The organism is Colwellia sp. MB3u-45 (assembly GCF_014077005.1).
Classification (GTDB): Bacteria; Pseudomonadota; Gammaproteobacteria; order Enterobacterales; family Alteromonadaceae; genus Cognaticolwellia.
Genome location: NZ_JACGVC010000044.1, coordinates 647,070 through 670,146, shown reverse-complemented (window position 1 = coordinate 670,146; position 23,077 = coordinate 647,070). Strand labels below are relative to the sequence as shown.

Annotated in this window: 19 protein-coding genes and 1 tRNA gene; 7 read left to right on the top strand and 13 right to left on the bottom strand. The window is 38.5% G+C overall.

What is annotated here, in order from left to right; genetic code table 11:
• Positions 1–33: 33 nt before the first annotated feature.
• Complete coding sequence (locus tag H4J41_RS08125) at positions 34–1,821, bottom strand: ABC transporter ATP-binding protein/permease (RefSeq protein ID WP_182136318.1); 1,788 nt, start codon at positions 1,819–1,821, stop codon at positions 34–36.
• 184 nt (positions 1,822–2,005) lie between these two features.
• Between H4J41_RS08125 and H4J41_RS08120 the strand changes: the two genes are divergently transcribed.
• Positions 2,006–2,524: a DUF2937 family protein gene (locus H4J41_RS08120; protein WP_182136317.1), complete on the top strand. Its 519-nt coding sequence runs from the start codon at positions 2,006–2,008 to the stop codon at positions 2,522–2,524.
• Between the two features lie 108 nt (positions 2,525–2,632).
• Here H4J41_RS08120 and H4J41_RS08115 read toward each other — a convergent pair whose 3' ends face one another.
• The 10 genes from H4J41_RS08115 to thrS all read right to left on the bottom strand — a co-directional run bounded on the left by H4J41_RS08115 (position 2,633) and on the right by thrS (position 13,646).
• Complete coding sequence (locus H4J41_RS08115; protein WP_182136316.1) at positions 2,633–2,926, bottom strand: integration host factor subunit alpha; 294 nt, start codon at positions 2,924–2,926, stop codon at positions 2,633–2,635.
• A gap of 3 nt (positions 2,927–2,929) precedes the next feature.
• Positions 2,930–5,341, bottom strand: coding sequence for a phenylalanine--tRNA ligase subunit beta (gene pheT, locus H4J41_RS08110; protein WP_182136315.1), 2,412 nt, complete (start codon positions 5,339–5,341; stop codon positions 2,930–2,932).
• Between the two features lie 12 nt (positions 5,342–5,353).
• Positions 5,354–6,334 carry a phenylalanine--tRNA ligase subunit alpha gene (gene pheS / locus H4J41_RS08105; RefSeq protein ID WP_182136314.1) on the bottom strand — a complete coding sequence of 327 codons (981 nt, stop codon included), beginning with the start codon at positions 6,332–6,334 and terminating at the stop codon, positions 5,354–5,356.
• A gap of 314 nt (positions 6,335–6,648) precedes the next feature.
• The gene (locus tag H4J41_RS08100) at positions 6,649–7,941 is read right to left on the bottom strand and encodes an ammonium transporter (protein WP_182136313.1); all 1,293 of its coding nucleotides are present in this window, start codon (positions 7,939–7,941) and stop codon (positions 6,649–6,651) included.
• Between the two features lie 78 nt (positions 7,942–8,019).
• Positions 8,020–8,358 (bottom strand): P-II family nitrogen regulator, encoded by a 339-nt coding sequence (gene glnK / locus H4J41_RS08095; protein ID WP_182136312.1) that lies wholly within the window; start codon positions 8,356–8,358, stop codon positions 8,020–8,022.
• A 506-nt stretch (positions 8,359–8,864) separates the two neighbouring features.
• Positions 8,865–9,968 (bottom strand): phosphoribosylaminoimidazolesuccinocarboxamide synthase, encoded by a 1,104-nt coding sequence (locus tag H4J41_RS08090; RefSeq protein ID WP_182136311.1) that lies wholly within the window; start codon positions 9,966–9,968, stop codon positions 8,865–8,867.
• Positions 9,969–10,345: 377 nt separating this feature from the next.
• Positions 10,346–10,702, bottom strand: coding sequence for a 50S ribosomal protein L20 (rplT, locus tag H4J41_RS08085; RefSeq protein ID WP_182130971.1), 357 nt, complete (start codon positions 10,700–10,702; stop codon positions 10,346–10,348).
• 15 nt (positions 10,703–10,717) lie between these two features.
• Positions 10,718–10,912: a 50S ribosomal protein L35 gene (gene rpmI, locus H4J41_RS08080; RefSeq protein ID WP_146878580.1), complete on the bottom strand. Its 195-nt coding sequence runs from the start codon at positions 10,910–10,912 to the stop codon at positions 10,718–10,720.
• Positions 10,913–11,091: 179 nt separating this feature from the next.
• Complete coding sequence (gene infC, locus H4J41_RS08075; protein ID WP_182136310.1) at positions 11,092–11,646, bottom strand: translation initiation factor IF-3; 555 nt, start codon at positions 11,644–11,646, stop codon at positions 11,092–11,094.
• 89 nt (positions 11,647–11,735) lie between these two features.
• Positions 11,736–13,646, bottom strand: coding sequence for a threonine--tRNA ligase (thrS, locus tag H4J41_RS08070; RefSeq protein ID WP_182136309.1), 1,911 nt, complete (start codon positions 13,644–13,646; stop codon positions 11,736–11,738).
• A gap of 529 nt (positions 13,647–14,175) precedes the next feature.
• Between thrS and H4J41_RS08065 the strand changes: the two genes are divergently transcribed.
• Together H4J41_RS08065 and H4J41_RS08060 are read left to right on the top strand one after the other, a co-directional pair.
• Positions 14,176–16,107, top strand: coding sequence for a bifunctional diguanylate cyclase/phosphodiesterase (locus H4J41_RS08065; protein WP_182136308.1), 1,932 nt, complete (start codon positions 14,176–14,178; stop codon positions 16,105–16,107).
• Positions 16,108–16,177: 70 nt separating this feature from the next.
• Positions 16,178–16,882, top strand: a complete 705-nt coding sequence (locus H4J41_RS08060; RefSeq protein ID WP_182136307.1) for an START domain-containing protein — start codon at positions 16,178–16,180, stop codon at positions 16,880–16,882.
• A gap of 151 nt (positions 16,883–17,033) precedes the next feature.
• Here the strand turns inward: H4J41_RS08060 and H4J41_RS08055 are convergent, their stop codons facing one another.
• Positions 17,034–18,680: an NAD(P)/FAD-dependent oxidoreductase gene (locus tag H4J41_RS08055; RefSeq protein ID WP_182136306.1), complete on the bottom strand. Its 1,647-nt coding sequence runs from the start codon at positions 18,678–18,680 to the stop codon at positions 17,034–17,036.
• 183 nt (positions 18,681–18,863) lie between these two features.
• Between H4J41_RS08055 and fdxA the strand changes: the two genes are divergently transcribed.
• Together fdxA and H4J41_RS08045 are read left to right on the top strand one after the other, a co-directional pair.
• Positions 18,864–19,187: a ferredoxin FdxA gene (gene fdxA / locus H4J41_RS08050; protein WP_182136305.1), complete on the top strand. Its 324-nt coding sequence runs from the start codon at positions 18,864–18,866 to the stop codon at positions 19,185–19,187.
• Positions 19,188–19,387: 200 nt separating this feature from the next.
• Complete coding sequence (locus tag H4J41_RS08045) at positions 19,388–19,594, top strand: CPXCG motif-containing cysteine-rich protein (RefSeq protein WP_182136304.1); 207 nt, start codon at positions 19,388–19,390, stop codon at positions 19,592–19,594.
• Positions 19,595–19,809: 215 nt separating this feature from the next.
• Here H4J41_RS08045 and H4J41_RS08040 read toward each other — a convergent pair whose 3' ends face one another.
• Positions 19,810–20,433 carry a riboflavin synthase subunit alpha gene (locus H4J41_RS08040; protein ID WP_182136303.1) on the bottom strand — a complete coding sequence of 208 codons (624 nt, stop codon included), beginning with the start codon at positions 20,431–20,433 and terminating at the stop codon, positions 19,810–19,812.
• A 107-nt stretch (positions 20,434–20,540) separates the two neighbouring features.
• Between H4J41_RS08040 and H4J41_RS08035 the strand changes: the two genes are divergently transcribed.
• Together H4J41_RS08035 and H4J41_RS08030 are read left to right on the top strand one after the other, a co-directional pair.
• Entirely contained in the window at positions 20,541–21,875 is a 1,335-nt protein-coding gene (locus tag H4J41_RS08035) for an MATE family efflux transporter (protein ID WP_259364582.1), read from the top strand.
• Between the two features lie 223 nt (positions 21,876–22,098).
• Positions 22,099–22,175: transfer RNA gene (locus tag H4J41_RS08030), tRNA-Val, on the top strand.
• Positions 22,176–23,077 lie beyond the last annotated feature (902 nt).

The following is a 23,077-nucleotide window of genomic DNA, read 5'->3' as shown; positions in this document are numbered from 1 at the left end:
TGCTATTACTGGTGCTCAGCAACCGCTAGGTTATTAGCTGTTATCACTTTGTTGCAGTTGCCACATTTTGTGGTAATGGCCTTTTTTAACCAATAAACCTTGATGTGTACCCTGCTCAACAATCTCACCTTGTTGCATAACAATAATATTATCCGCGTCCACTATCGTGGATAGTCGATGGGCGATCACCAAACTAGTTCTATGTTCGGCAACTTCTTTAATGGCGCTGAGTATTGCTTGTTCTGATTGACTATCAAGTGAGGAAGTTGCTTCGTCAAACACCAAAATACGAGGGTTTTTCAAGATAGTACGGGCAATAGCAACACGTTGTTTTTCACCACCTGAGAGTTTTAAGCCGCGCTCTCCTACCATAGATTTTGCGCCATCGGGTAATCTGCTAACAAAGTCAGATAAATGCGCCAGCTTAAAAGCCTTATGAACCATTTCTTCATTAGCTTCAGGTGCACCATAATTAACATTGGCAAAAAGTGTATCGTTAAATAACACGGTATCTTGTGGCACAATACCAATATTTTTTCTCAGCGAGTGCTGAGTTACTTGACGTATATTTTGCCCATCAATGGTTATTTTGCCACTGTCACAATCGTAAAACCTAAACAGTAACTTAACTAAGGTAGATTTTCCTGAGCCACTTTCACCAACGACCGCCACTTTTTGTCCTGACTTGATAGTAAATGATATATTTTTGATGATGGGTCGCTTTATATCATAGGCAAACGATACATCTGTAAATTTAATTTCTGCATCAGATAGGGCCAAAGTGTCCGCATCGTCATTGTCTTCTACTTTCGGTTTCTTTAGCATCAGGTCAAACATATGCTCAATGTTGGCCAATGAGCCTCTAATTTCACGATAAACAAAGCCTAAAAAATTCAACGGGATAAAAAGTTGCATCATGAAAGCGTTGATCAGCACAAAATCACCTAAAGTCATTTTTCCATAAGTAACTTCGTATGCTGCTAATGCCAACATAGCGGTCATCGAAAAAGATATAATAAGGGCTTGGCCACCGTTTAAGGCAAATAAAGATAAGCGATTCTTCATTTTCGCCTGCTCCCAAGTCGCTAATTGGCTGTCATATGCTTTTGCTTCAAAATCTTCATTGGTAAAGTATTTTACCGTTTCATAATTAAGTAAACTGTCGATAGCACGGGTGTTACTTGATGAGTCTGCCTTGTTGGCTTCGCGTATAAAACGTGTGCGCCAATCTGTCGCATAAACAGAATACACCACATAGAACACAATAGAAGATAGGGTAATTAGCGCAAACCAAATGCCATAATTGAAGAACAAAATACCCACCACCATGATAATTTCAATTAAGGTCGGGATAATATTAAAAACCATAAAGCGCATTAAAAAATTAATACCTGAGGTACCACGGTCAATATCACGCGATAATCCACCGGTTTGGCGATTTAAATGAAAGTCTAAATCTAACTTATGTAGGTGCTGAAAAACTTTTAAGCCAATTCTGCGGATCGCCCGCTCAGTTACTCGGCCAAATAAAGTATCGCGAATTTCTGCAAATATAACCGTAGTTAGTCTGACCAATCCATAAGCACCCACTAGCGCAAAGGGGACTAAATAAACCCGATTTTCTTCTTGGTTATCTAAAATATCAACAATATCTTTAAGAATAAAAGGCAAATAAACACTGGCAACTTTTGTTAGCACTAAGCAGGCTAAGGCTAAAAAGATACGTGCTTTAAATTCAAATAAATAAGGTAGTAAAAGTTTAACAACACGCCAATTAAAGGTGGTGACTTCATGATCGGGTTGATGAGAGGATCTGCGCATAATCGCTAGTAATTTCCAATTGAATTTCAGCCAAAAGCAACTGTTTTGATGGTCAGTATATTAACATCGATTCTGTACGAATATCTGAAAAACCTGACGTTTGAATTAACATTTTATTGCCGATGAACTTTGTCAGTAGTTGTGCTAACGTGAGGCTATTCTACTAACAGGGTAACTAGCCATTATGTTTGCCTTAATTAACAATGTTATTGATCGTTGTTTTTTCACGCTTACTTTTATATTAGGCGTGCAACTGCCTGAGTTTATGCAGCAATATCAACAGCGACTCGCTGGCCAATTAGCTGAAGCTAGCGCGCAATTAAACCAATTTGAAAACATCGCTCAGCAACACTTTGATGGCAGTTTAATCACCATGATCACACGTTACAAAGACAATACTGAAGCGTCTATTATCAGCACAGGTGAGCTCATTGAGCGGTTGTCAGTTCGTGTTGAATATCTAGCAAGTCATTTAACGCAAATTACCCAAGCAGATTATCTCCAGAGCGTTTATCAGTTCATCTGGCATTTAGATCAAGAAATTGCTCGTGGTACTGCTGAGCATTTTTCCATGGCTATTCCACTTGAGTTAAATGCTATTGCTACCGGTGCAACGCTGGCGATTGGTGCATTATTATTGAAAGAATTAATGCTACTCACTATTAAACGTACTTTTAAAACCAAGAAAAATACGCTTATTTAAAGCCCTATTTAAAAGAATTGCTATTTTTTTCACAATAAAAAAGGTTGCCAAAGCAACCTTTTTTATACAACATTTTATACGATACTAATGCAAAGCTGACTTGCTAACTTATTCGCCGTTACCGTTTTCAACACGACTTTTAAGTTTTTGACCTGGGCGGAACGTCACCACTTTACGTGCTAAAATTGGAATATCTTCACCCGTTTTAGGGTTACGTCCAGGACGTTCACTTTTCACTCTAAGGTCAAAGTTCCCAAAACCAGACAATTTCACTTGTTCGCCTGCTTCTAGTGTTTCACGAACTTCTTCGAAAAACACTTCAACCATATCTTTTGCGTCGCGCTTACTCAGCCCAACTTTTTCAAATAAATGTTCTGCTACTTCTGCTTTTGTTAGCGCCATTATTCAATCCCTCAGAGATGCATTTAGTTCAATTTTCAAGGTGTCAACCACACGGTTAACCACGTCAGTGATATCCTTTTCTTCTAAGGTTTTATTATTGTCTTGCAATATCATTGCTATTGCTAAGCTCTTAAAACCAGAGTCAATACCATTACCTCGGTATACATCGAACAAGTTTAGATCAACTAAATAATTTCCGCCAACCTTTTCAATAAGTTGTAGTACTTTATTTGCACTAACTTGCTCTTCAATCACTACAGAAATATCGCGCCTATTGGCCGGAAAGCGAGATATGTCGCGCGATTGCGGTATATTCTGTGTACAAATTTCAGACAATAAAAGTTCAAAAACTAATGTCCGACCGTTAAGGCCTAATTTCCTTTCTAATTCAGGATGTAAGGCTCCAACATGTCCAACCAGCACACCATCTTTGTGAATAGCGGCAGTTTGTCCTGGGTGTAAAGCGTCTACTTCAGCCTTTGAAAACACAAATGCACTTTCGTTGCTTGTTAAGCCCAGTAACGCTTCAACGTCAGATTTAATATCGTAAAAATCTGTTGCTGCTTTTTCAATATCCCAATGTTCTTCGCTGCGTTGACCGCTCAGCACACCGGCGATCATATTCTCTTGGCGCACACCATTTTCAACACTTTCATCAGGAATAAAACGTAAACCTGTTTCAAATAAACGCACACGGTGTTGTTGACGATTTTGGTTATAGACAACTGATTGCAATAATCCTGTCCATAAACTCACCCGCATTTCTGACATTTCAGATGAAATAGGATGTGGTAAGGTCATGGTGGCCTGACTAGGATGAAGCTGCGCTTGTACCTTTGGATCAACAAAACTATAAGTAATCGCTTCTTGGTAACCACGGTTAACTAAAACATGACGTAATTTGCTTAAAGCTAACTTAGCTTCTTTTTGCTCGCGCATTGCTAAGGTGGCTTTTGGCGAAACATTAGGAATATTGTTGTAACCAAAAATGCGGGCTACTTCTTCAATTAGGTCAACTTCAATGCTGATATCAAAACGATATGCGGGTACAACAACCGTCCAAACTTTATCTTGCTCTGTACCCTTTTCTGCGACAGTAAAGCCTAGGCGCGTTAATATTTCGCTAACCTTGGTATCATCAATGTGATGACCAATACGACTATCAAGTTTTGTCCGACGAAGTATTACTGTTCGCTCGGCAGGAATATGTTCTTGTGATGCCGCTTCAACGATTGGACCTGCTTCACCACCAACAATATCAAGTAAAAGCTTGGTCGCACGTTCCATAGCATCGCGCTGTAGTTCAGGGTCAATACCACGTTCATAACGATGTGACGCGTCAGTATGTAAACCATATTGACGGGCTTTACCTAAAATAGCTAAAGGGGCAAAGAAGGCACTTTCTAGAAAAATGTCTGTTGATTCACTCGTAACACCTGAAGCTAAACCACCAAAAATACCCGCCATAGCGAGTGCTTTTTCTTGATCTGCAATGACGAGTGTTTGTGGTGATAGGCTAACTTCATTACCATCTAACAGGGTTAACTTCTCGCCGTCATTGGCGTAACGTACGTTTATACCACCCTCGATTGCTGATAAGTCAAAAGCATGCATCGGATGGCCTTGCTCTAGTAAGACGTAGTTAGTTACGTCAACCACAGGGTCAATTGCACGTGTGCCACAACGACGAAGTTTTTCCACCATCCATAAAGGCGTTTGGGCCTTAATGTTAATATTTTTAATGACTCGCCCTAAATAGCGCGGACAAGCTTTTTCAGCTGACAAGGTAATTGCAACGGTATCGTCAATGGTTGACTTAACGGCTGTAATGTTTGGCTCAGTAACGCTTAAGCTATTTAATACGCCTACTTCGCGTGCAAGACCTTTTAAGCCAAGACAATCACCACGGTTCGCGGTTAAGTCAACATCTATGGTTACATCATTAAGATCAAGGTATTCGCGCACGCACATACCGATCGGTGCATCACTTGCTAGCTCCATGATGCCGTCAGCACTGTCAGATAAACCTATTTCTGACTCACTACACAGCATACCGTTTGATGCTACGCCACGCAGTTTGGCTTTTTTAATTTTAAAGTTACCCGGTAAAACAGCACCAACGGTGGCAACAGCAACTTTTAAGCCTAAACGACAGTTTTTAGCACCACAAACAATATCAGCGAGCTCGCCATCATTGTAATCAGGTCCTAAATTAATTTTTGTTACTTGCAGTTTATCAGCATCAGGATGCGGGCCACATTCAACCACTTCACCAATCAACACGCCATTAAACTCACCGGCAACAGGCTCGACGGCGTCAACTTCAAGGCCAGCCATGGTAATTTGATGTGCTAATTCATCTGAAGATATAGCAGGATTTACCCACTCACGTAACCAAGATTCACTAAATTTCATTATATGGCTTTCCTACTTGAACTGTTTTAAGAAGCGAAGATCATTTTCAAAGAATGAACGTAAGTCATTTACGCCGTAACGTAACATGGTTAAACGTTCAACCCCCATACCAAAGGCAAAACCGGTATAAACTTCAGGATCAATGCCAACACTGCGCAGTACATTTGGATGCACCATGCCACAGCCTAATACTTCTAGCCATTTGCCATTTTTACCCATGATATCTACTTCTGCAGAAGGCTCAGTAAAGGGAAAATATGACGGGCGGAAGCGAATTTCTACTTCTTCTTCAAAAAAGTGATGTAAAAAGTCATGTAAAACACCTTTTAAATGCGTAAAACTGACATCTTTATCAACCATTAGCCCTTCTACTTGATGAAACATAGGTGTATGGGTTTGGTCATAATCATTACGATAAACTTTACCGGGTGAGATAATTCGCAATGGCGGTTGTTCTTTTTCCATGGTGCGAATTTGCACGCCAGAGGTTTGAGTACGCAAGACTAACTTAGGGTTAAAGTAGAAAGTATCGTGGTCTTGGCGAGCAGGATGATGCTCAGGGATATTTAAGGCATCAAAGTTATGAAAGTCGTCTTCAACCTCAGGTCCTTGCTTTACTGAAAAGCCTAAATCACCAAAAAAACTCTCAATACGTTCGATTGTGCGAGTAACTGGGTGTAAACCGCCTAACTCATCACCACGACCTGGCAAGGTTACGTCAATAGATTCCGCAGCAAGTTGTTGCTTAATAACTTGGGCACGTAGTAATTCACCACGTTCAGTTAACAACTTTTGGACTTGCTGTTTAGCGATGTTAATCACTTGACCCGCTTTGGGCTTCTCTTCTTTTGACAACTTACTTAGGCCTTTCATTTGTTCAGTGAACAAACCTTTCTTTCCTAAGAAGTTAACGCGAACTTGGTCAAGTTCTGCAGGGTCAGTCGCCGCAGCAATGGCTTGTTCTGCCTGCAATATAATATCGTCTAAATTCATGAGTTCCTCTAAAGCGTGTTTAAAGCGCCGATAGTTTTTTAGTATAAAAATATAGGGCATTAACATCGGCCTAATATTGGCCTTTAGCTAGACTTTTTCGATTAATAAAATGATGGATAATTTTACACAAAAAATCGTCGATAAAGTAGGGTAAATCTACGTTTTTCAAGAAAAAAAGTGCTATTTAACTTTTACTTTTATAAAAGTAACTGATTTTAACCATAATGGCGTTTGGAATTAAAGATAAACTCGGTGGGGATATTAGGAAAAGGCTTGTTACAGCCTTTTCCTATGAGAGATTAAATAATGAGTGCTTAAAGGTTATAACCCACTTCGTCATGTTCAGTTATATCTAACCCGGTGATTTCTTGCTCTTTCGACACACGTAATCCCTTGGTCATTAACGCCACTAGTTTAAATAATAGGTAAGAGACAATCGCGGTATAAATAATAGTCGCACCAATACCAATTAGCTGTACGGTTACCTGTCCTATCATGGTACTAATACCTTCAGCGTAACCAAAACCACTAAAGGCTCCTAGCTCAGTTGAGGCAAAAATACCCGCAAGTAACGTACCTAAAATACCGCCAATACCATGCACAGGAAACACATCTAAAGAGTCATCAATTTTCAGTTTATGTTTAATGTAAACCGTAGAATAAAAGCAAACAATACCCGCTGAAACACCAATAATTAATGCACCGCCTGGTCCAACAAAACCTGATGCGGGTGTAATCGTACCTAAGCCTGCAACCATACCGGTTACGGCGCCCAGTACACTGGCTTTACCAAACTTTTTCCACTCGATAGCCGCCCAAGTAAGCGCCCCAGCTGAAGCAGATAAATGCGTGACTAACATGGCCATTGCTGCATCACCATTCGCCGCTAGCGCACTACCACCATTAAAACCAAACCAACCAACCCACAACATACCGGCGCCTGTCACTGTCATTGTTAGGTTATGCGGCAACATCGGCGTTTTTGGAAAACCGTGACGAGGCCCTAACACTAACGCGGCCACAAGTGCGGCAACACCAGCAGTAATATGAACAACAATACCACCGGCAAAATCGTAAACGCCCATTTGTGCAAGCCAGCCACCACCCCAAACCCAATGAGTAACCGGTGCATAAACCACTAACAACCATAACCCTGAAAACAGCAATACCGCAGAAAACTTCATTCTTTCAGCGTAAGCACCAATAATTAGCGCTGGTGTGATCACTGCAAAGGTCATTTGAAACAGCATAAATAGGCTTTCAGGAATATCCCCGGCAAGGGTTTCTTTGGTCATGCCAACCATCAGCACTTTACTAAAGTCGCCAATCCATGCATTACCTTCGCCAAAGGCTAAACTGTAACCGACAATAAACCATAAAATGGATGAAACGCCAGCAATGGCAAAACATTGCATCAAAATTGACAGAATATTTTTTCGACGCACTAGGCCGCCATAAAACAAAGCTAGGCCCGGTAAGGTCATCAATAATACCAGTGCTGTGGCTGTTAATATCCACGCGGTATTGGCACCATTAAGGCTTGCTTCTTGAGCAAAACTTGGTAGAGAAAAAGTTAAAGCGAAAAGTGTGATAATTATTTTATTCATTTTTACATCCACTATTTAAATCTTTTTAGGCTTTATACTGAACAGCCAATTTTATTTTTATTGCTCGATAAAGCTTGATTAAATAGCGTCATCATCTACTTCACCGGTACGAATACGGGTGATGTTCTCAATATTGGTGACAAATATTTTGCCGTCTCCTATTTTTCCCGTTTGAGCAGAGCTAACAATAGTGTCAACAACCCGTTCAACAAAGTCATCCTTAACCGCAATTTCAAATTTTATTTTAGGGAGGAAATCGACTGAATATTCTGCGCCACGATAAAGTTCGGTATGGCCTTTTTGACGGCCAAAACCCTTCACTTCTGTAACGGTCATGCCGTCGATACCAATTTCACTTAACGCTTCACGGACATCATCCATTTTGAAGGGTTTAATAATTGCTGTTACTAATTTCATTCGCTCACCTTTAGTGCATTCACGGTCAATTTGAGTTTGAATCTTATTATTTCAACAATACTAAGCACCATTTGTACCCAAAATAAAAAACACTTTAAATACATAAGATTAGACTATATAAGCAAGGTAATTAAAATTAAAGCGCACCAGAACAGTGCAATAAAGAAAGATAAAGGAGCAATTTTGGTGCAAGCGCTTATCTTTGCATCAAAAACGAACAATTAAATATAGGTGGCGATTAAATGTGATTTAAAGACGAACGCTTTCACCTTGACATTGGCAAAGGCAAAGGCAAAGGCGAAAAATATAACTACTAATTATCGCTATTTTGCACATCAATGTGCAGATGCCATGAAGCTATGCTTTTAAAAAAAGTTAAGTGATTAGCCTAATACCGGAGCTATTACCAAGATGGCTAGGAACAGTAATGTGATCGCAGCATACCGCTCGTCCTGAGCATAAAAAAGCCCCGCTATTGCGAGGCTATGTAAAGCTAAAGCTAAACGTTAATCAATTAGTTGATATTCATTACGTAAAATATCGATAATTTCTTGTTTAGGATTGGTCGATAACACTATTTTTTTATTGGTTATTTTTTCAGCAATCGCGATATAGGTTGCTGAAACTGCCATTAATACCTCTGCGGGTAACTCATTGTCACGGGCAAGTGCTTCACGTTCAGTCATGCGGTCTTTGTTTAGAAGAATATCAGGGTCTGGGAAGTGCTTAAGTAATAATTGACGAAAGCCCTCTTTAGAGTTTTCCACAATTTTACCGGCGCGATACTGCTCGCCGTCCCAAATACGTGATGAATCAGGTGTGCCTACTTCATCCATATAAATAAGCTTGTCATGGCCGTTACGGTCTTTAACATAGCCAAACTCAAATTTGGTATCGACAAAGATTTGATCAAGTTTTGCTAATGCATCTGAAATAACATCAAAACCTTCGGTTAATAACTTTTCATACAGAGCGATATCACCTACTGACTTAAAGTTAAAGTCGGCGAAATTATCTTCAATATTTTGTCGAGTTACATTGACATCATCTACTGCAGGCACACCAGGTATGCCTTGTAAAACACCTTTAGTTGATGGTGTTTGTAGCAATTGCGGCAACTTACTGTCTTTTTCAAGGCCGTCGGTTAGTTCTATACCACAGAATTCACGCTCACCTTTAGCATACGAACGCCACATTGAACCGGTAATATATTGTCGACATATGGCTTCAATCATTACAGGTTTAGCTTTTTGCACAATCCAAACAAACGGGTGCGGTATGTCAAGAATGTGGCTATCAGCTAAGCCTTGTTCTTTAAATAACTTAAACCAATGATTAGAAATGGCATTTAATGCTGCGCCTTTACCAGGAACACCTTTCATACCACCTTCGCCGCGCCAAATACAATCAAAGGCTGAGATACGATCACTGATCACCATAATCGCTAATGGGGTATCTTGTGCCACATCATAATTTTTTTCTTGAATTAAGCGACGACTATCGATTTCAGTTAACCAATAAACAGAACGAACTTTACCGCTATGAACAGCAACATCAGTGCGAATAGGTAAATCATTATTTACCGCTAAAATTTGATCAGCAAGACTCATAATAAGACCTTTACTTCCTATAATTGAACATGAACTTTTAATTAAACAAACTGATACCAATTTCATTAATTAGGTGGCTACTTTATACGCAGGGAAAATGACCAAATATAAGGCATTTATTTTAATAACTAGTTGTTCTAATTATTAAATAAATAACACAGTAGTTGGTTGTTTTAACCAGTAAAAATGATCAGATAATTAGTGAGATTGATATTATACCCATTAGGCTAGTTTATTGCTCAGTTTGATATTGTAATCAACTTGCTTAATTAACGATTCAACTTTCTTAACTTTCTTGACTTTTTAGTCAATTTTTTAAAGATTAAAAAAAGAAAAGGACGCCTAGGGCGTCCTTTTCTCAAAGCTAATATCTCAAACTATGCTAAAGAAGCTTGCGCTTTTTCAACTAAGAATGTGAAAGCTGCTTTGTCGTATACTGCAATGTCAGCTAGGATCTTACGATCGATTTCAATAGAAGCCTTTTTAAGACCATTAATGAAACGGCTGTAAGATAAACCATTTTGACGAGCTGCTGCGTTAATACGAGCAATCCAAAGTTGACGGAATTGACGCTTACGTTGACGACGGTCACGGTATGCGTATTGACCAGCTTTAGTTACAGCTTGGTAAGCAACACGATAAACGCGACTACGAGCACCGTAGTAACCTTTAGCTTGCTTTAGAACCTTCTTGTGACGTGCACGCGCTTGTACACCACGTTTTACTCTTGCCATTTTCTATCTCTCCTATTAACCGTGACGTAAAAGTTTTTTAACTGACTTAATGTCAGCTGCCGAAATCATGCATTTCGCACGAAGATGACGTTTAACTTTAGTACGGCGTTTAGTCAAAATATGACGAAGACCGGCTTGTTTAAATTTATAGCCTGTGGCTGTCTGTTTAAAGCGCTTTGCAGCACCTTTATTGGTTTTCATTTTAGGCATGTTAATAACTCCGCATTGTTATGCCAAATATAAAGTAAACTAGGCGAGAACTCATCAGTGCTTAGCGGTTAAGCTAAGATGTCGAACTCTACTTGTAGGCCTTGTTTACCAGCTTAAAGATAATAGCGGTGAGCTCAATATTTCGAAAAACATTGAGCTACTTGCAAACCGGGTATTATCTATTTTTTAGGGGCTAGAACCATCACCATTTGACGCCCTTCCGCTCTACGAGGGAAAAACTCAACTACGGTCAATTCTTCTAAATCGTTTTTAACACGAGTTAAAATTTCAAGACCAAGCTCTTGGTGGGCCATTTCACGGCCACGGAAACGTAATGTTACCTTGACCTTGTCGCCGCCTTCTAAAAAGCGTTTCAGGTTGCGTAGCTTTACCTGATAATCGCCTTCATCTGTACCAGGTCGGAATTTAATTTCCTTAACCTGTATTTGTTTCTGGTTTTTACGTTGCTCTTTCTGCTCTTTAGCCTTCTCATAGATAAACTTACCGTAATCCATAACTCGACAAACAGGAGGTTTTGCTGTTGGGCTGATTTCTACAAGATCTACACCTGCGTCATCCGCTTGGTCCATAGCTTCATCGAATGAAACTATGCCACCTGGTTCGCCGTCATATTTAATTAAACGAACTTCATTGCCTAGAATACCTGTGATTAACTCATTTAAACGATGAGCCGGCTCTTTTTGCCCGCCACGTTGTCCACCTTTAATAGCCATGTTCCTCCAAAGAACGTTGTTACCAAGTAAGCGCTAGTATTAGCTTACTTGGATAAAATAATAATATACGTGTTCATTTTACAAAGTGTTTACCGACGAGTTTTCACTTCATCAGATAATTTAGCAATAAAGTCGTCAACCGACATTGTTCCTAAATCTTCACCACTTCGCGTTCGTACTGCAATTTCGCCAGTTTCCATTTCTTTATCACCGACGACTAACAAATACGGAACACGCTTTAAAGTATGCTCGCGGATTTTAAAGCCTATCTTCTCATTTCTCAAGTCTAGTTTTACTCTAAATCCACTTTCTTTTAGTTTTTTTACAACTTTTTCACAATATTCGTCTTGTTTACCCGTAATATTCATCACAGTTGCATGAATTGGAGATAACCACGTTGGAAATTTCCCCGTGAACTCTTCAATTAAAATTCCGATAAAACGTTCAAGTGAACCTAAAATAGCTCGGTGAATCATGACAGGAATATATCTTTCGTTGTCTTCACCAACATAAGTTGCGCCTAAACGCTCTGGTAAAGCAAAATCGAGTTGCACTGTACCACATTGCCAAGCACGACCTAAACAGTCCATTAAAGTAAATTCAATCTTAGGACCATAAAATGCTCCTTCACCCGGTAAATACTCAAATTTGATGTTGCTGTCGGTTAATGCTTGCGCAAGACCGGCTTCAGCTTTATCCCAAATTTCATCACTACCGATACGATTTTCTGGACGAGTAGACAATTTAACAACGACATCTTCAAAACCAAATGAACCATATACGTCGTAAACCATTTCAATACATTTTTTCACTTCAGCTTGAACTTGCGATTCCATACAAAAAATATGGGCGTCATCTTGCGTAAAGCCACGAACACGCATTAAGCCATGTAAAGAACCTGATGGCTCATTACGATGACAACAGCCAAACTCAGCAATACGTAAGGGTAAATCGCGGTAAGACTTTAAACCTTGATTGAATATCTGTACATGACCCGGACAATTCATTGGTTTTATCGCGTATTCACGCTTTTCAGATTCAGTGGTGAACATGCCATCAGCATATTTATCCCAATGACCTGATTTTTCCCAGAGGCTTCTGTCCATCATCATTGGCGCTTTAACTTCGTCGTAATCATATTCATGTAATTTTTCACGAATAAATTTTTCTAACTCAGTATAAATTGTCCAACCATCGTTATGCCAGAACACCATACCTGGCGCTTCTTCTTGCCAATGGAATAAATCTAATGTTTTACCAATTTTACGGTGATCGCGCTTTTCAGCTTCTGCTAAACGAACGATATAGGCTTTTAATTGTTTTTTGTCCGCCCATGCTGTGCCGTAAATACGTTGCAACATTTTGTTGTCTGAATTGCCACGCCAATAAGCGCCAGCTACTTTCATCAGCTTAAACTGATGGCAATGACGCATACTAGGTACGTGAGGGCCACGACACATATCAATGTATTCTTGATGGTAATATAAAGCAGGCGTATCTGTTTTCTCGATGTTTTCATCAAGAATTTGTAATTTGTAAGTTTCACCACGTTCAGTAAACGCATCGTAAGCGTCTTGCCACGTGCCTGTTTTCTTAACAACTTCATATCCCGTACGAGCAAGTTCTGTCATACGTTTTTCAATTTTGGCTAAGTCGTCTTCACTAATTGATTCTTCAAGGTCAATATCGTAATAAAAGCCATTCTCAATCGTTGGGCCAATCGCCATTTTCACATTTGGATATAGCTGCTTAATAGCATGGCCTAATAAATGCGCACACGAGTGACGAATGATCTCAAGACCTTCCGCATCTTTACTGGTGATAAGTTGTAACGCTGCATCTTCTTTAATTAATTCACAAGCATCGACTAACTCACCATTAATGCGACCAGCGATGGTGGCTTTTGCTAAACCAGGACCGATATCTAAGGCAACAGCCATAACAGAGACAGCTTGTTCAAAAGTGCGTTGACTACCATCGGGAAGCGTAATAACAGGCATGTATTTTCCTTTGTTCAGTGGTGGCACATACGAAGTGTCACTTGAATTAAATTATTTTGGCAATTAAATTAATTGGTTAATATTGTCTTTTTAGCCATTAACGTTTGAGTATTTCGCTACTTAAGTGTTAACAACTCGCAATAAAATTTCGCCGTAGGGTAACCGAAAATAAATTTTAAGTACAGCGTTGACGCTATCATTGGGCATAAAAAGTAAATTTATGTTACTCAGTTTTATTATTAATATGTTATTTATATTGTATGCATTAGTTACACTAGTTAGTATAACGTTTCCTATTAGGCCCCACGCTACCCATCCATAATATTATAGTTGAAAGCCCGTAACGGCTTGATAAAATAAACAAGTGTGGATATGATGGCGACCCAATTAAGTTACTCGTATGTATAAACATGTTGATTACATGTAAAAAAACAAAAGTAAAATGTAACCTAATGTTAATATTAGTCAGTAGTATTGTAGAAGCAATATGACTAATTGTAGCGGCTTCCTGATGACGGAATATTAAAGTATGAATAAATCTACCGCTAAATATTGGCAAACAACCACGCTCTTGACTATATTATTTTTCACTATTGTTTATATATTTTTTGTGTCAATTTTATCTCAAAAAGTAGCGTCTTTTCATCACAGCCAACCTGATATTGCTTATGAATTACCTCAACAACAATTAACTGATGTTGGTGGCTATTTACGTCACATTTTACTGATTGATAACTTAGCTAGAGATAATGAGCAGAAGCTGGTTATTAAAGTAGTAAAAAAGAATGATAACTGGTTAGTAACACCATTAAATTTCATTTTATTTAACATTGCATTAGCCGTGTTTTATCCTTCCCTAGCGCTACTTGTGATTGGTTTTATCGCTGGCTTTTTAATTTTGAATTATCAAAAAAGTAAATTAAAAGATATTTGTGCTATTACTGATGGCATAGCACATACCTTTGGTGAAAAGCATTCATACAAACCAGAATATTCTGTATTAGCTAATCTAAACTATGCGTTAGAAGATATAGCACGATATGCAAAGCAATATAAAACAGATACTGAGCAAGGTGCCTTTTGTGACGCATTAACAAAGTTAACTAATCGCCACACTTTCCTGCAACATATTGAAGAGCAGTTAACACAGAGTAAAGAAATAAAAAGTGGGCTATTATTTATTGACCTTGATGGCTTCAAACAAGTTAATGACTCGTTTGGCCATTCATTCGGTGATGAAGTACTGATCCAAGTTGCTGAGCGACTAAACTCACTTGTTCGCAGTAATAAACTAAATTTCAGCCAATCAATTAACTGTATCGAAAAAAACTTAGCTAGACTTGGTGGTGATGAGTTTACTATTTTTCTTTTTGATATAGAAAATTCAGAGTGTGCCATTAATATTGCAAAATTTGTCTTATCAGAACTAGAACGTGAATTCACTTTAGGTAATAAAACGATTAAAATTAGTGCTAGCATAGGTATTGCTATGTACCCTGAGAGTGCCAGCAAACCTAATACATTAGTACAATTAGCTGATGTGGCAATGTATCGTGCTAAAAAAGATGGACGTGGCGTTTATAGAATTTACTCTCCTGAAATGGGTAGCCAATTAAGGCGCTATCATTATTTATTGGAAGAGATGAGACAAGCCTTATCTAACCACAGCTTCTTTTTAACCTTCCAACCTATTATTCATGTTGAAGGTTGTGTCATCAGTTATTTTGAAGCACTTGTTCGATGGCAGCACCCAGTGGAAGGTGTTATTTCACCGACAGAGTTTATACCGATCGCAGAAGAGTCTAATCAAATATTGCCACTAGGTGATTGGATATTAAATGAAGCCTGTCGTCAGATGTTTGCTTGGTATAACGCCGGCATGAAAAAAACCAAAATTTCTGTTAATGTTTCTGTTATTCAACTTAAGCATCGTCCAATTTATCAGTGGGTTATGGATACACTGGTAAAAACCGGACTACCACCTTCGTCATTAATGCTTGAAATTACCGAGTCTTGCTTCCTTGATATATCAGATGAAATTATCACAGAATTAGAGCAACTTCGCCAAGAAGGTGTTTTTATTGCTATTGATGATTTTGGTACAGGTTTTAGCTCATTAGCAATATTGGCAACATTACCTGTCGATATTTTGAAAATTGATAAAATGTTTATTAATGAAGCCACTAGTAGTATTAAGTATAAGAAAATACTAAAATCAATCATCGACATGGCCTATCAACTTGATTTAAAAGTAGTCGCTGAAGGGATAGAGAATAGTATACAGCTAGAATTATTAAAGTCTTTAGGGGTTAAATACATCCAAGGATTTTTAATTAGTCATCCTGAAAATTCAACGATTGTTGGCAATAAAGTATTAAATCAAGGCATGAATCATCTTGCGCACAACGGTGCCGGTGTATGGCAACCCAATCAATCAAAAATAATTAAACCGATGAACTAGTGTTTTCTTAATTACGTTATTGCACAAACACAGTTTATACCAGCAATACGTTATGATAGGGAATAGTTAGTTGCCTCAAGCTTTTAATCTCAGCGTTATATTTTTCTCAGTTACTTATTTAAGGCGCTTAAGTTACTGTCTGCTAATTTCCCTGCTGCTGTTAAACAATAATGTTCAAGCAAATGATTTATCGTCATGGAACATTTGGAAGCAAAATAGTGAATTAAGTGTTTTTTATCGTGCTAGTCAATATCACGATGTCATTGAAATTAAGGCACAGGCTAAGGTTAATTCAAGTTTAGCGGGCTTTATCTATTTTATTGAAGATTTTAAGCAGGTTCCACATTGGCTAGACAATGTAGAGTCCGCTAAATGCATTAGCCAAAGTTCAAGAAACGAAAGTGTATTTATTACTCGATTTAAAGGCTTATGGCCAATTTCAGCACGTGAAATAGTGGCCAACTCTCGTTATTGGCAAAACGAGGATCTATCGATTGAGATTGCGGTTAAAGACGCTAGTAATGCCATAGAAAAAAACCAAGATGTGATACGTATGCACGTACTTAGCGCCCATTGGACAATAGTGCCAATGTCCGCTGACCGCATAGCAATAACTTACCAGTTTATGGTTGACCCTAAAGGTAATATTCCACTCTGGTTAACCAAACCCATGACACTTAATGGCATTTGGACCACACTACACAATATTCAAAGCCAATTACCTCAAAGTAAGTGGCAACAACAAGTTAACGATGATATTCAAGAAATGCAGTAATCGTAAAGCGCTTGTGAACTCAGTACAACTCAAACGCTAGCATGACCTATAAGCCGAGACTTTAGCCTTAACTAAATGCCTAACTAAGGCTTAACTAACTCATCAAGCTAGGTTATTCACTTTGATGAGTTAAGCAATCGCAGTTAACATTTTATTGATAATGCTTCAGCATCGAAAGCGCCATGGCTTCAGCGACTTTAATACCATCAATACCCGCAGACAAAATACCACCCGCATAACCTGCACCTTCACCCGCCGGATATAACCCTTTGGTATTTAAACTCTCATAGCTGTCTTTATCACGAGTGATACTAATCGGCGACGAAGTCCGTGTTTCAACAGCGGTTAATGTTGCATCAGCCATCGAGAAACCTTTAATTTTTCGTTCAAATGCCGGTAATGCTTCACGAATAGCCTCGATAGCGTAGTCCGGTAAAATTTCACTTAAATCGCAGAATTTAACACCAGGCTTATAAGATGGCGCTACCACACCATGCTCGCCACTTTTTCGTCCAGCAAGAAAATCACCCACTAGCTGTACAGGGGCATCATAGTTTTCGCCACCCAGTTTAAAGGCCGCTTCTTCTAAGCGACGCTGAAACTCAATACCCGCAAGTACGTTATCCTTGCTACCATTTTCGTCATAATCTTCTGGTGTAATACCGACGACAATAGCACTATTAGCATTACGTTCATGGCGTGAATATTGGCTCATGCCATTGGTGACTAAACGCCCTGGTTCTGACGCAGCGGCAACTACTGTGCCACCAGGGCACATACAAAAACTATAAACTGAACGGCCATTCTTACAATGATGAACAAGTTTGTAATCAGCCGCACCTAAAATAGGGTTGCCGGCATTTTCGCCAAAACGAGCATCGTCAATAACTGATTGTTCATGCTCAATTCTAAAGCCAACAGAAAAGGGTTTAGCTTTTATAAAGACACCTTTTTCATGCAACATAGTAAAAGTATCACGTGCGCTATGGCCAATAGCCAAAGCAATGTGTTTAGTGTTTATTACTTCGCCTGTCGATAAAGTTAAACCGGTCACTTGCCTATTGTCGTTGTCATCTTGCGTTTCGGCAAAATGAATATCGTCTACACGTTGTTCAAAACGTACTTCGCCGCCCAGACGGTGAATTTCCGCCCGCATTTGTTCTACCATGGTGACCAATTTAAAGGTACCTATATGTGGCTTACTCACGTATAGAATTTCACTTGGCGCGCCGGCATCAACAAACTCATGTAATACTTTGCGACTATAATGCTTTGGGTCTTTAACTTGGCTCCAGAGTTTGCCGTCAGAAAATGTACCCGCACCACCTTCACCAAATTGCACATTGGACTCAGTATTAAGAATTTTTTTCCGCCAAAAGCCAAAAGTGTCTTTAGTACGCTGGCGTACTTCTTTACCGCGCTCTAAAATAATGGGTTTAAAGCCCATCTGTGCTAAGAGTAAGCCCGCGAATAAACCACAAGGTCCCATACCAATAACCACTGGCCGCTCGGTTAAATTTTCGGGTGCTTGACCAACAAACTTATAACTTGTATCAGGGCTAACTTTAATGTTTTGATCATTGATATTCTCAGCGATAAGCTGTTCATTTTTTGTTGTTTCTACATCTAAGGTATACATCAAAATGATCTTACTCTTTTTACGTGCATCGTAACCACGTTTAAAGATTGAAAAACTGGTAAGCTGCTCAGCGGTGATTTTTAATGTTGCAAGAATAACTTGCTCTAATTCTTCCGGTTGATGATTTAGTGGTAATTTGACGTTAGTTAAACGCAACATATCGTGTATCCAAAGCGAGACTAGGGTAAAAATTGGCGCTATTTTACCTGATAGTACTAGCGATACCAAATACAAAGCTAAAACAATAATTGAATTTGTTTATAAGCTAGGTATGATCTGGCCTTTCATAGTAGTAATGCTAGTCGATTTGATAGCTCAATAAGATAAAATAAGCGGAATAAAATGGCGTTTGTAGTTACTGATAATTGTATTCAATGTAAATACACTGATTGTGTTGCAGTTTGTCCTGTTGATGCCTTTCATCAAGGACCCAATTTTTTAGTTATTAATCCTGACTCATGTATTGATTGCGACTTGTGCCCTGTTGAATGTCCTGTTGGCGCGATTTATCAAGAAAATGATGTGCCAGAAGATCAAAAAGACTTTATTGAATTAAACGCTGAACTGGCAAAAATATGGCCAGTGATCACCGAAATTATTCCTGCTCCTGTTGATGCAGAGCAATGGGATGGTGTACCCAATAAAATTAATCATCTAATCACTTAAGTTGATTAATTTCGCGCATAACATTGCCAACAGTTTTACCACGCGCTTTACCTTCACTAACTAAGGGCTTTACCCAAACAGTGTTTCGCCCTGCGGTGGCAAGTGTTTTGGGCGATATTTAGCCTGAATAACTCGCGCTTTAGCTAAAAATGTTCATACTAAAACGTACAATCCTTCAAGCTTCAAATCTAGGAGCCGTCATGCCCCATAAGATTAAAGAACAACGTATTGAATGCCCACATTGCGGCCATCCTATACATTTGGCCTTAGACACTAGTGCAGGTGATCAAGATTATTATGATGAATGCCCCGCTTGTTGCATGGAAATGCACTTGAATTTACATATTGACGAGTATCATCAAAAAATTCTATTAGGAGTGGGTAGTGATAATGAACAGTTTTTTTAAACCTTAGTTTTGTTAAACCTTAGTTTTTTAAGATAATAGTGAGTTAAACTCACTATTATCCTGTTAAATAAATACCTAACAAGCAAGTGATATTACTAGGTACTGACCCGCCAACCGTTAACTGCACTTTAGGTGCCTACTAGCAAGAGGTGCGTACTAGCCAGAGGTGAGTACTAACAAGTCACATGCGCATAGAACAAATGCTTGCGTTAAAACTAATTCCTACTTAGTTTCATACGTTCAATTGTTTCAACAATCGTCATAGTTTGTTGATCAAGTTCAATATTCACTTTATCGCCAATCACCGCATTCTGTAAATTGGTACGCGCTAAAGTTTCGGGTATCAGATAGACTGAAAATAACTCTCCTACTTCAGCGCCTAGCGTTAAACTAATACCATTAATACTGATAAAACCTTTGGAAAATATATACTTTTGATATTCAGGCGCTAAGGTAAAACTTAACGTGCAGTTGTCCTGACTATCGATACGATTAGCTAAAACAGCTTGCGTATGAACATGGCCACTGAGCATATGACCACCGATTTCATCGCCAATTTTTAACGAACGCTCAACATTAACTTGTGTACCCAGTTTAATATCAGCAAGGTTAGACACCCGTAACGTTTCATCAATAACATCAAAACTTATAAAGCTACTATCATCACTTAAATGGCCAAACTCAACAGCGGTCAAACAAACACCATTTATCGCCACACTCGCACCAATTTCAAGATTAGCTATCAGCGGGGTCTCTAACGCAACTTTTAATCTTATCGCATTATTTTTACGCATTATCGCAATTACTTCAGCTTGTGATTGCACTATACCGGTAAACATATATCATCCAACAAATATTCTACTTTTTGCTATCTTAGCAAGAATAACCTAATGATATAATCGCTTTGATGAACATAAATCGTTTTTTTTCCAATAGTAAAAATTTAATGAAATTGGCCTATCCCATTTTAATCGCCCAATTGATCCAAAATTTAATGGGTTTTGCCGATACTGTCATGGCGGGTCGTGTTAGTGCCACTGATATGGCCGCCGTTGCCGTAGCTAGCAGTGTCTGGTTGCCCTTAATTTTAGCCATATCAGGTCTTGTGATGGCACTGGCCAGTATTGTTTCGCAATTATCGGGGGCCAAACAGTTTGACCAAGTGGCAAAAGCCAGTTATCAAACCGCTTGGATAGCGGTTTTTTTCGCAATAATCATCATTATTCTGTACTACATTGCCACCCCGATGTTAATCGACTCTATTTCGATGGAGCCTAAACTTAAACATCTAATGTTTGACTATTTAGGTTACATTGTTTGGGGCGGCCCAGGCTATTGTCTGTATTTGGTTTTACGTAATTATTCAGAAGGTTTGTCTTTTACTCGCCCGACCATGATCATCAGCATATTAGGCTTGTTGATTAATATACCCGCCAACTATATTTTTATTTATGGTGAGTTTGGTATGCCTGCACTCGGTGGTGCGGGTTGTGGTATTGCCACAGCTATTGTTTACTGGGTGATGTTTCTTGGCATGCTTGGCTATGCTTATTTTTCAAAACATCTAAAACACGCGCCATTGTTTAGCAAATTCTATTGGCCACAATGGTCAGAAATTAAAATCATATTAGCTTTAGGCACACCTATAGCATTTTCATTACTTTTTGAAGTAAGCTTATTTGCCGCCGTAGCCATAATACTTATACCCTTTGGCGCTAATGTTGTTGCCAGCCACCAAATTGCCATTAACTTTTCTGGTTTGGTTTTTATGGTGCCATTAAGTTTAGCGATGGCAGTGACGATAAAAGTGGGTTTTGAAGTGGGCAATAAAAACTTTGAAAAAGCCAAGGAACTCTGCCGGTATTCGGTTATTTTAGGACTGGTTATTGCGGTAGTAACCGCAGCCATTACCTTATTGTTCAGCACACAAATTGCCACTATCTACACCACAGATACCGAAGTACTTGAACTTGCCGCTGGCTTAATGTTTTTAGCGGCTTTATTTCAGTTTTCTGATGCCATACAAGTTATTTCAGCGGGTGCACTTCGTGGCTATAAAGACACACAGTCGATTTTGTATATCACCTTCTTTTCCTACTGGGTTGTCGGTTTGTCTTTTGGTTCAATACTGGGCTTAACCGATTGGGTAGCACCAGCATCAGGTCCTTATGGATTTTGGATAGGCTTTATTTCTGGCTTAACAGTAGCAGCCGTTTTATTAGCTTGGCGCTTAAAAATAGTGCAAAAGCGCTTTGAGCAACACGCAGCCTTGGAAAGTTAATCGAGTGTTTTTAGCTTGGTACTCTAACGTCTTGCTTTTAGACTATTTAAAATAGCCTGTAACTTTTATTGAGCTATTTGTTGCTTAAATAAGCAGGCACAATGCCCAGTGCTGAATTAAACAGCAATCGCATCATATTTTAGATAAAATTGCTTGCACTTGCTAAAACAGATCGCTAACATAGCGCCTCGTTGAGTCACTCAACAATTTACTTAGAAGTAACGCTCGCTTAGCTCAGTTGGTTAGAGTACTTGCATGACATGCAAGGTGTCACTGGTTCGAGTCCAGTAGCGAGCACCAAATTATAGAAAAAGGGATAACAGAAATGTTATCCCTTTTTTGTTCCATAAACAAAATGTTATCTGATTGCTAGCGCGCTAACACTTATTGATTTTCTCTTCATAACTAAAGAAATTTCTATCTCAGAAACTACAACTTTTTAAAGTAATAATCTTCTCTCATGCACCGCAAAGCAGTCTTTTTTTCTAAAGCGAAATTATATAACCTAAAGATCACTTAGACGCTAATTTTTCTTTTAATTAAATTTTTCTATTGAGCAAATTAAATACCGCGACAGTCAATTTTTCAATCATATAGCAGAGATGAATTTTATATTTCTAGGGCGTAAAGGGGTACAAAGTGAGATAGCATTTTAGTGCTTAATTTAAACTCTTATTTGTTATTTTTTATAAGTAAGATTTAAAATTTTTTAGTGAGTAATTTTTCTTGGTGTTTCACCATCTTTATTTAACAAAACAAGCGAAAATTTTTCCTGATTTTTTTGACTAATTACCCACTAGCGACAATTTAATATACTTAGCTTCAATAACCTCATATTTTCTTAATATATTGCTAATTATACTTTGACTACTACCATTAACACTAAGGTATATGCTAGTTTCATGAATATTCCTGTTATTTAACCGTATCAATAGTGTCGAAAAAATTTACACAAATATGTTCTTTAACACTTTAAAAAATCTAACAATTTGATTACTAGATATTATTATTAGCGGCATAATTAATGCTTATTTTATGTACAGATTGATTTGTTAGACAACGTGTTATTTTGTTTAACAAATTCAACTGTATTATTAAGTTTGTAAAATCATACCCATTTCATTAATTAGGCGATCTATTTTATACTTAGGAAAAGTGGCCAACTATAGGTATTTATTTTAAAACTAGCTGCTCTAGTGAAT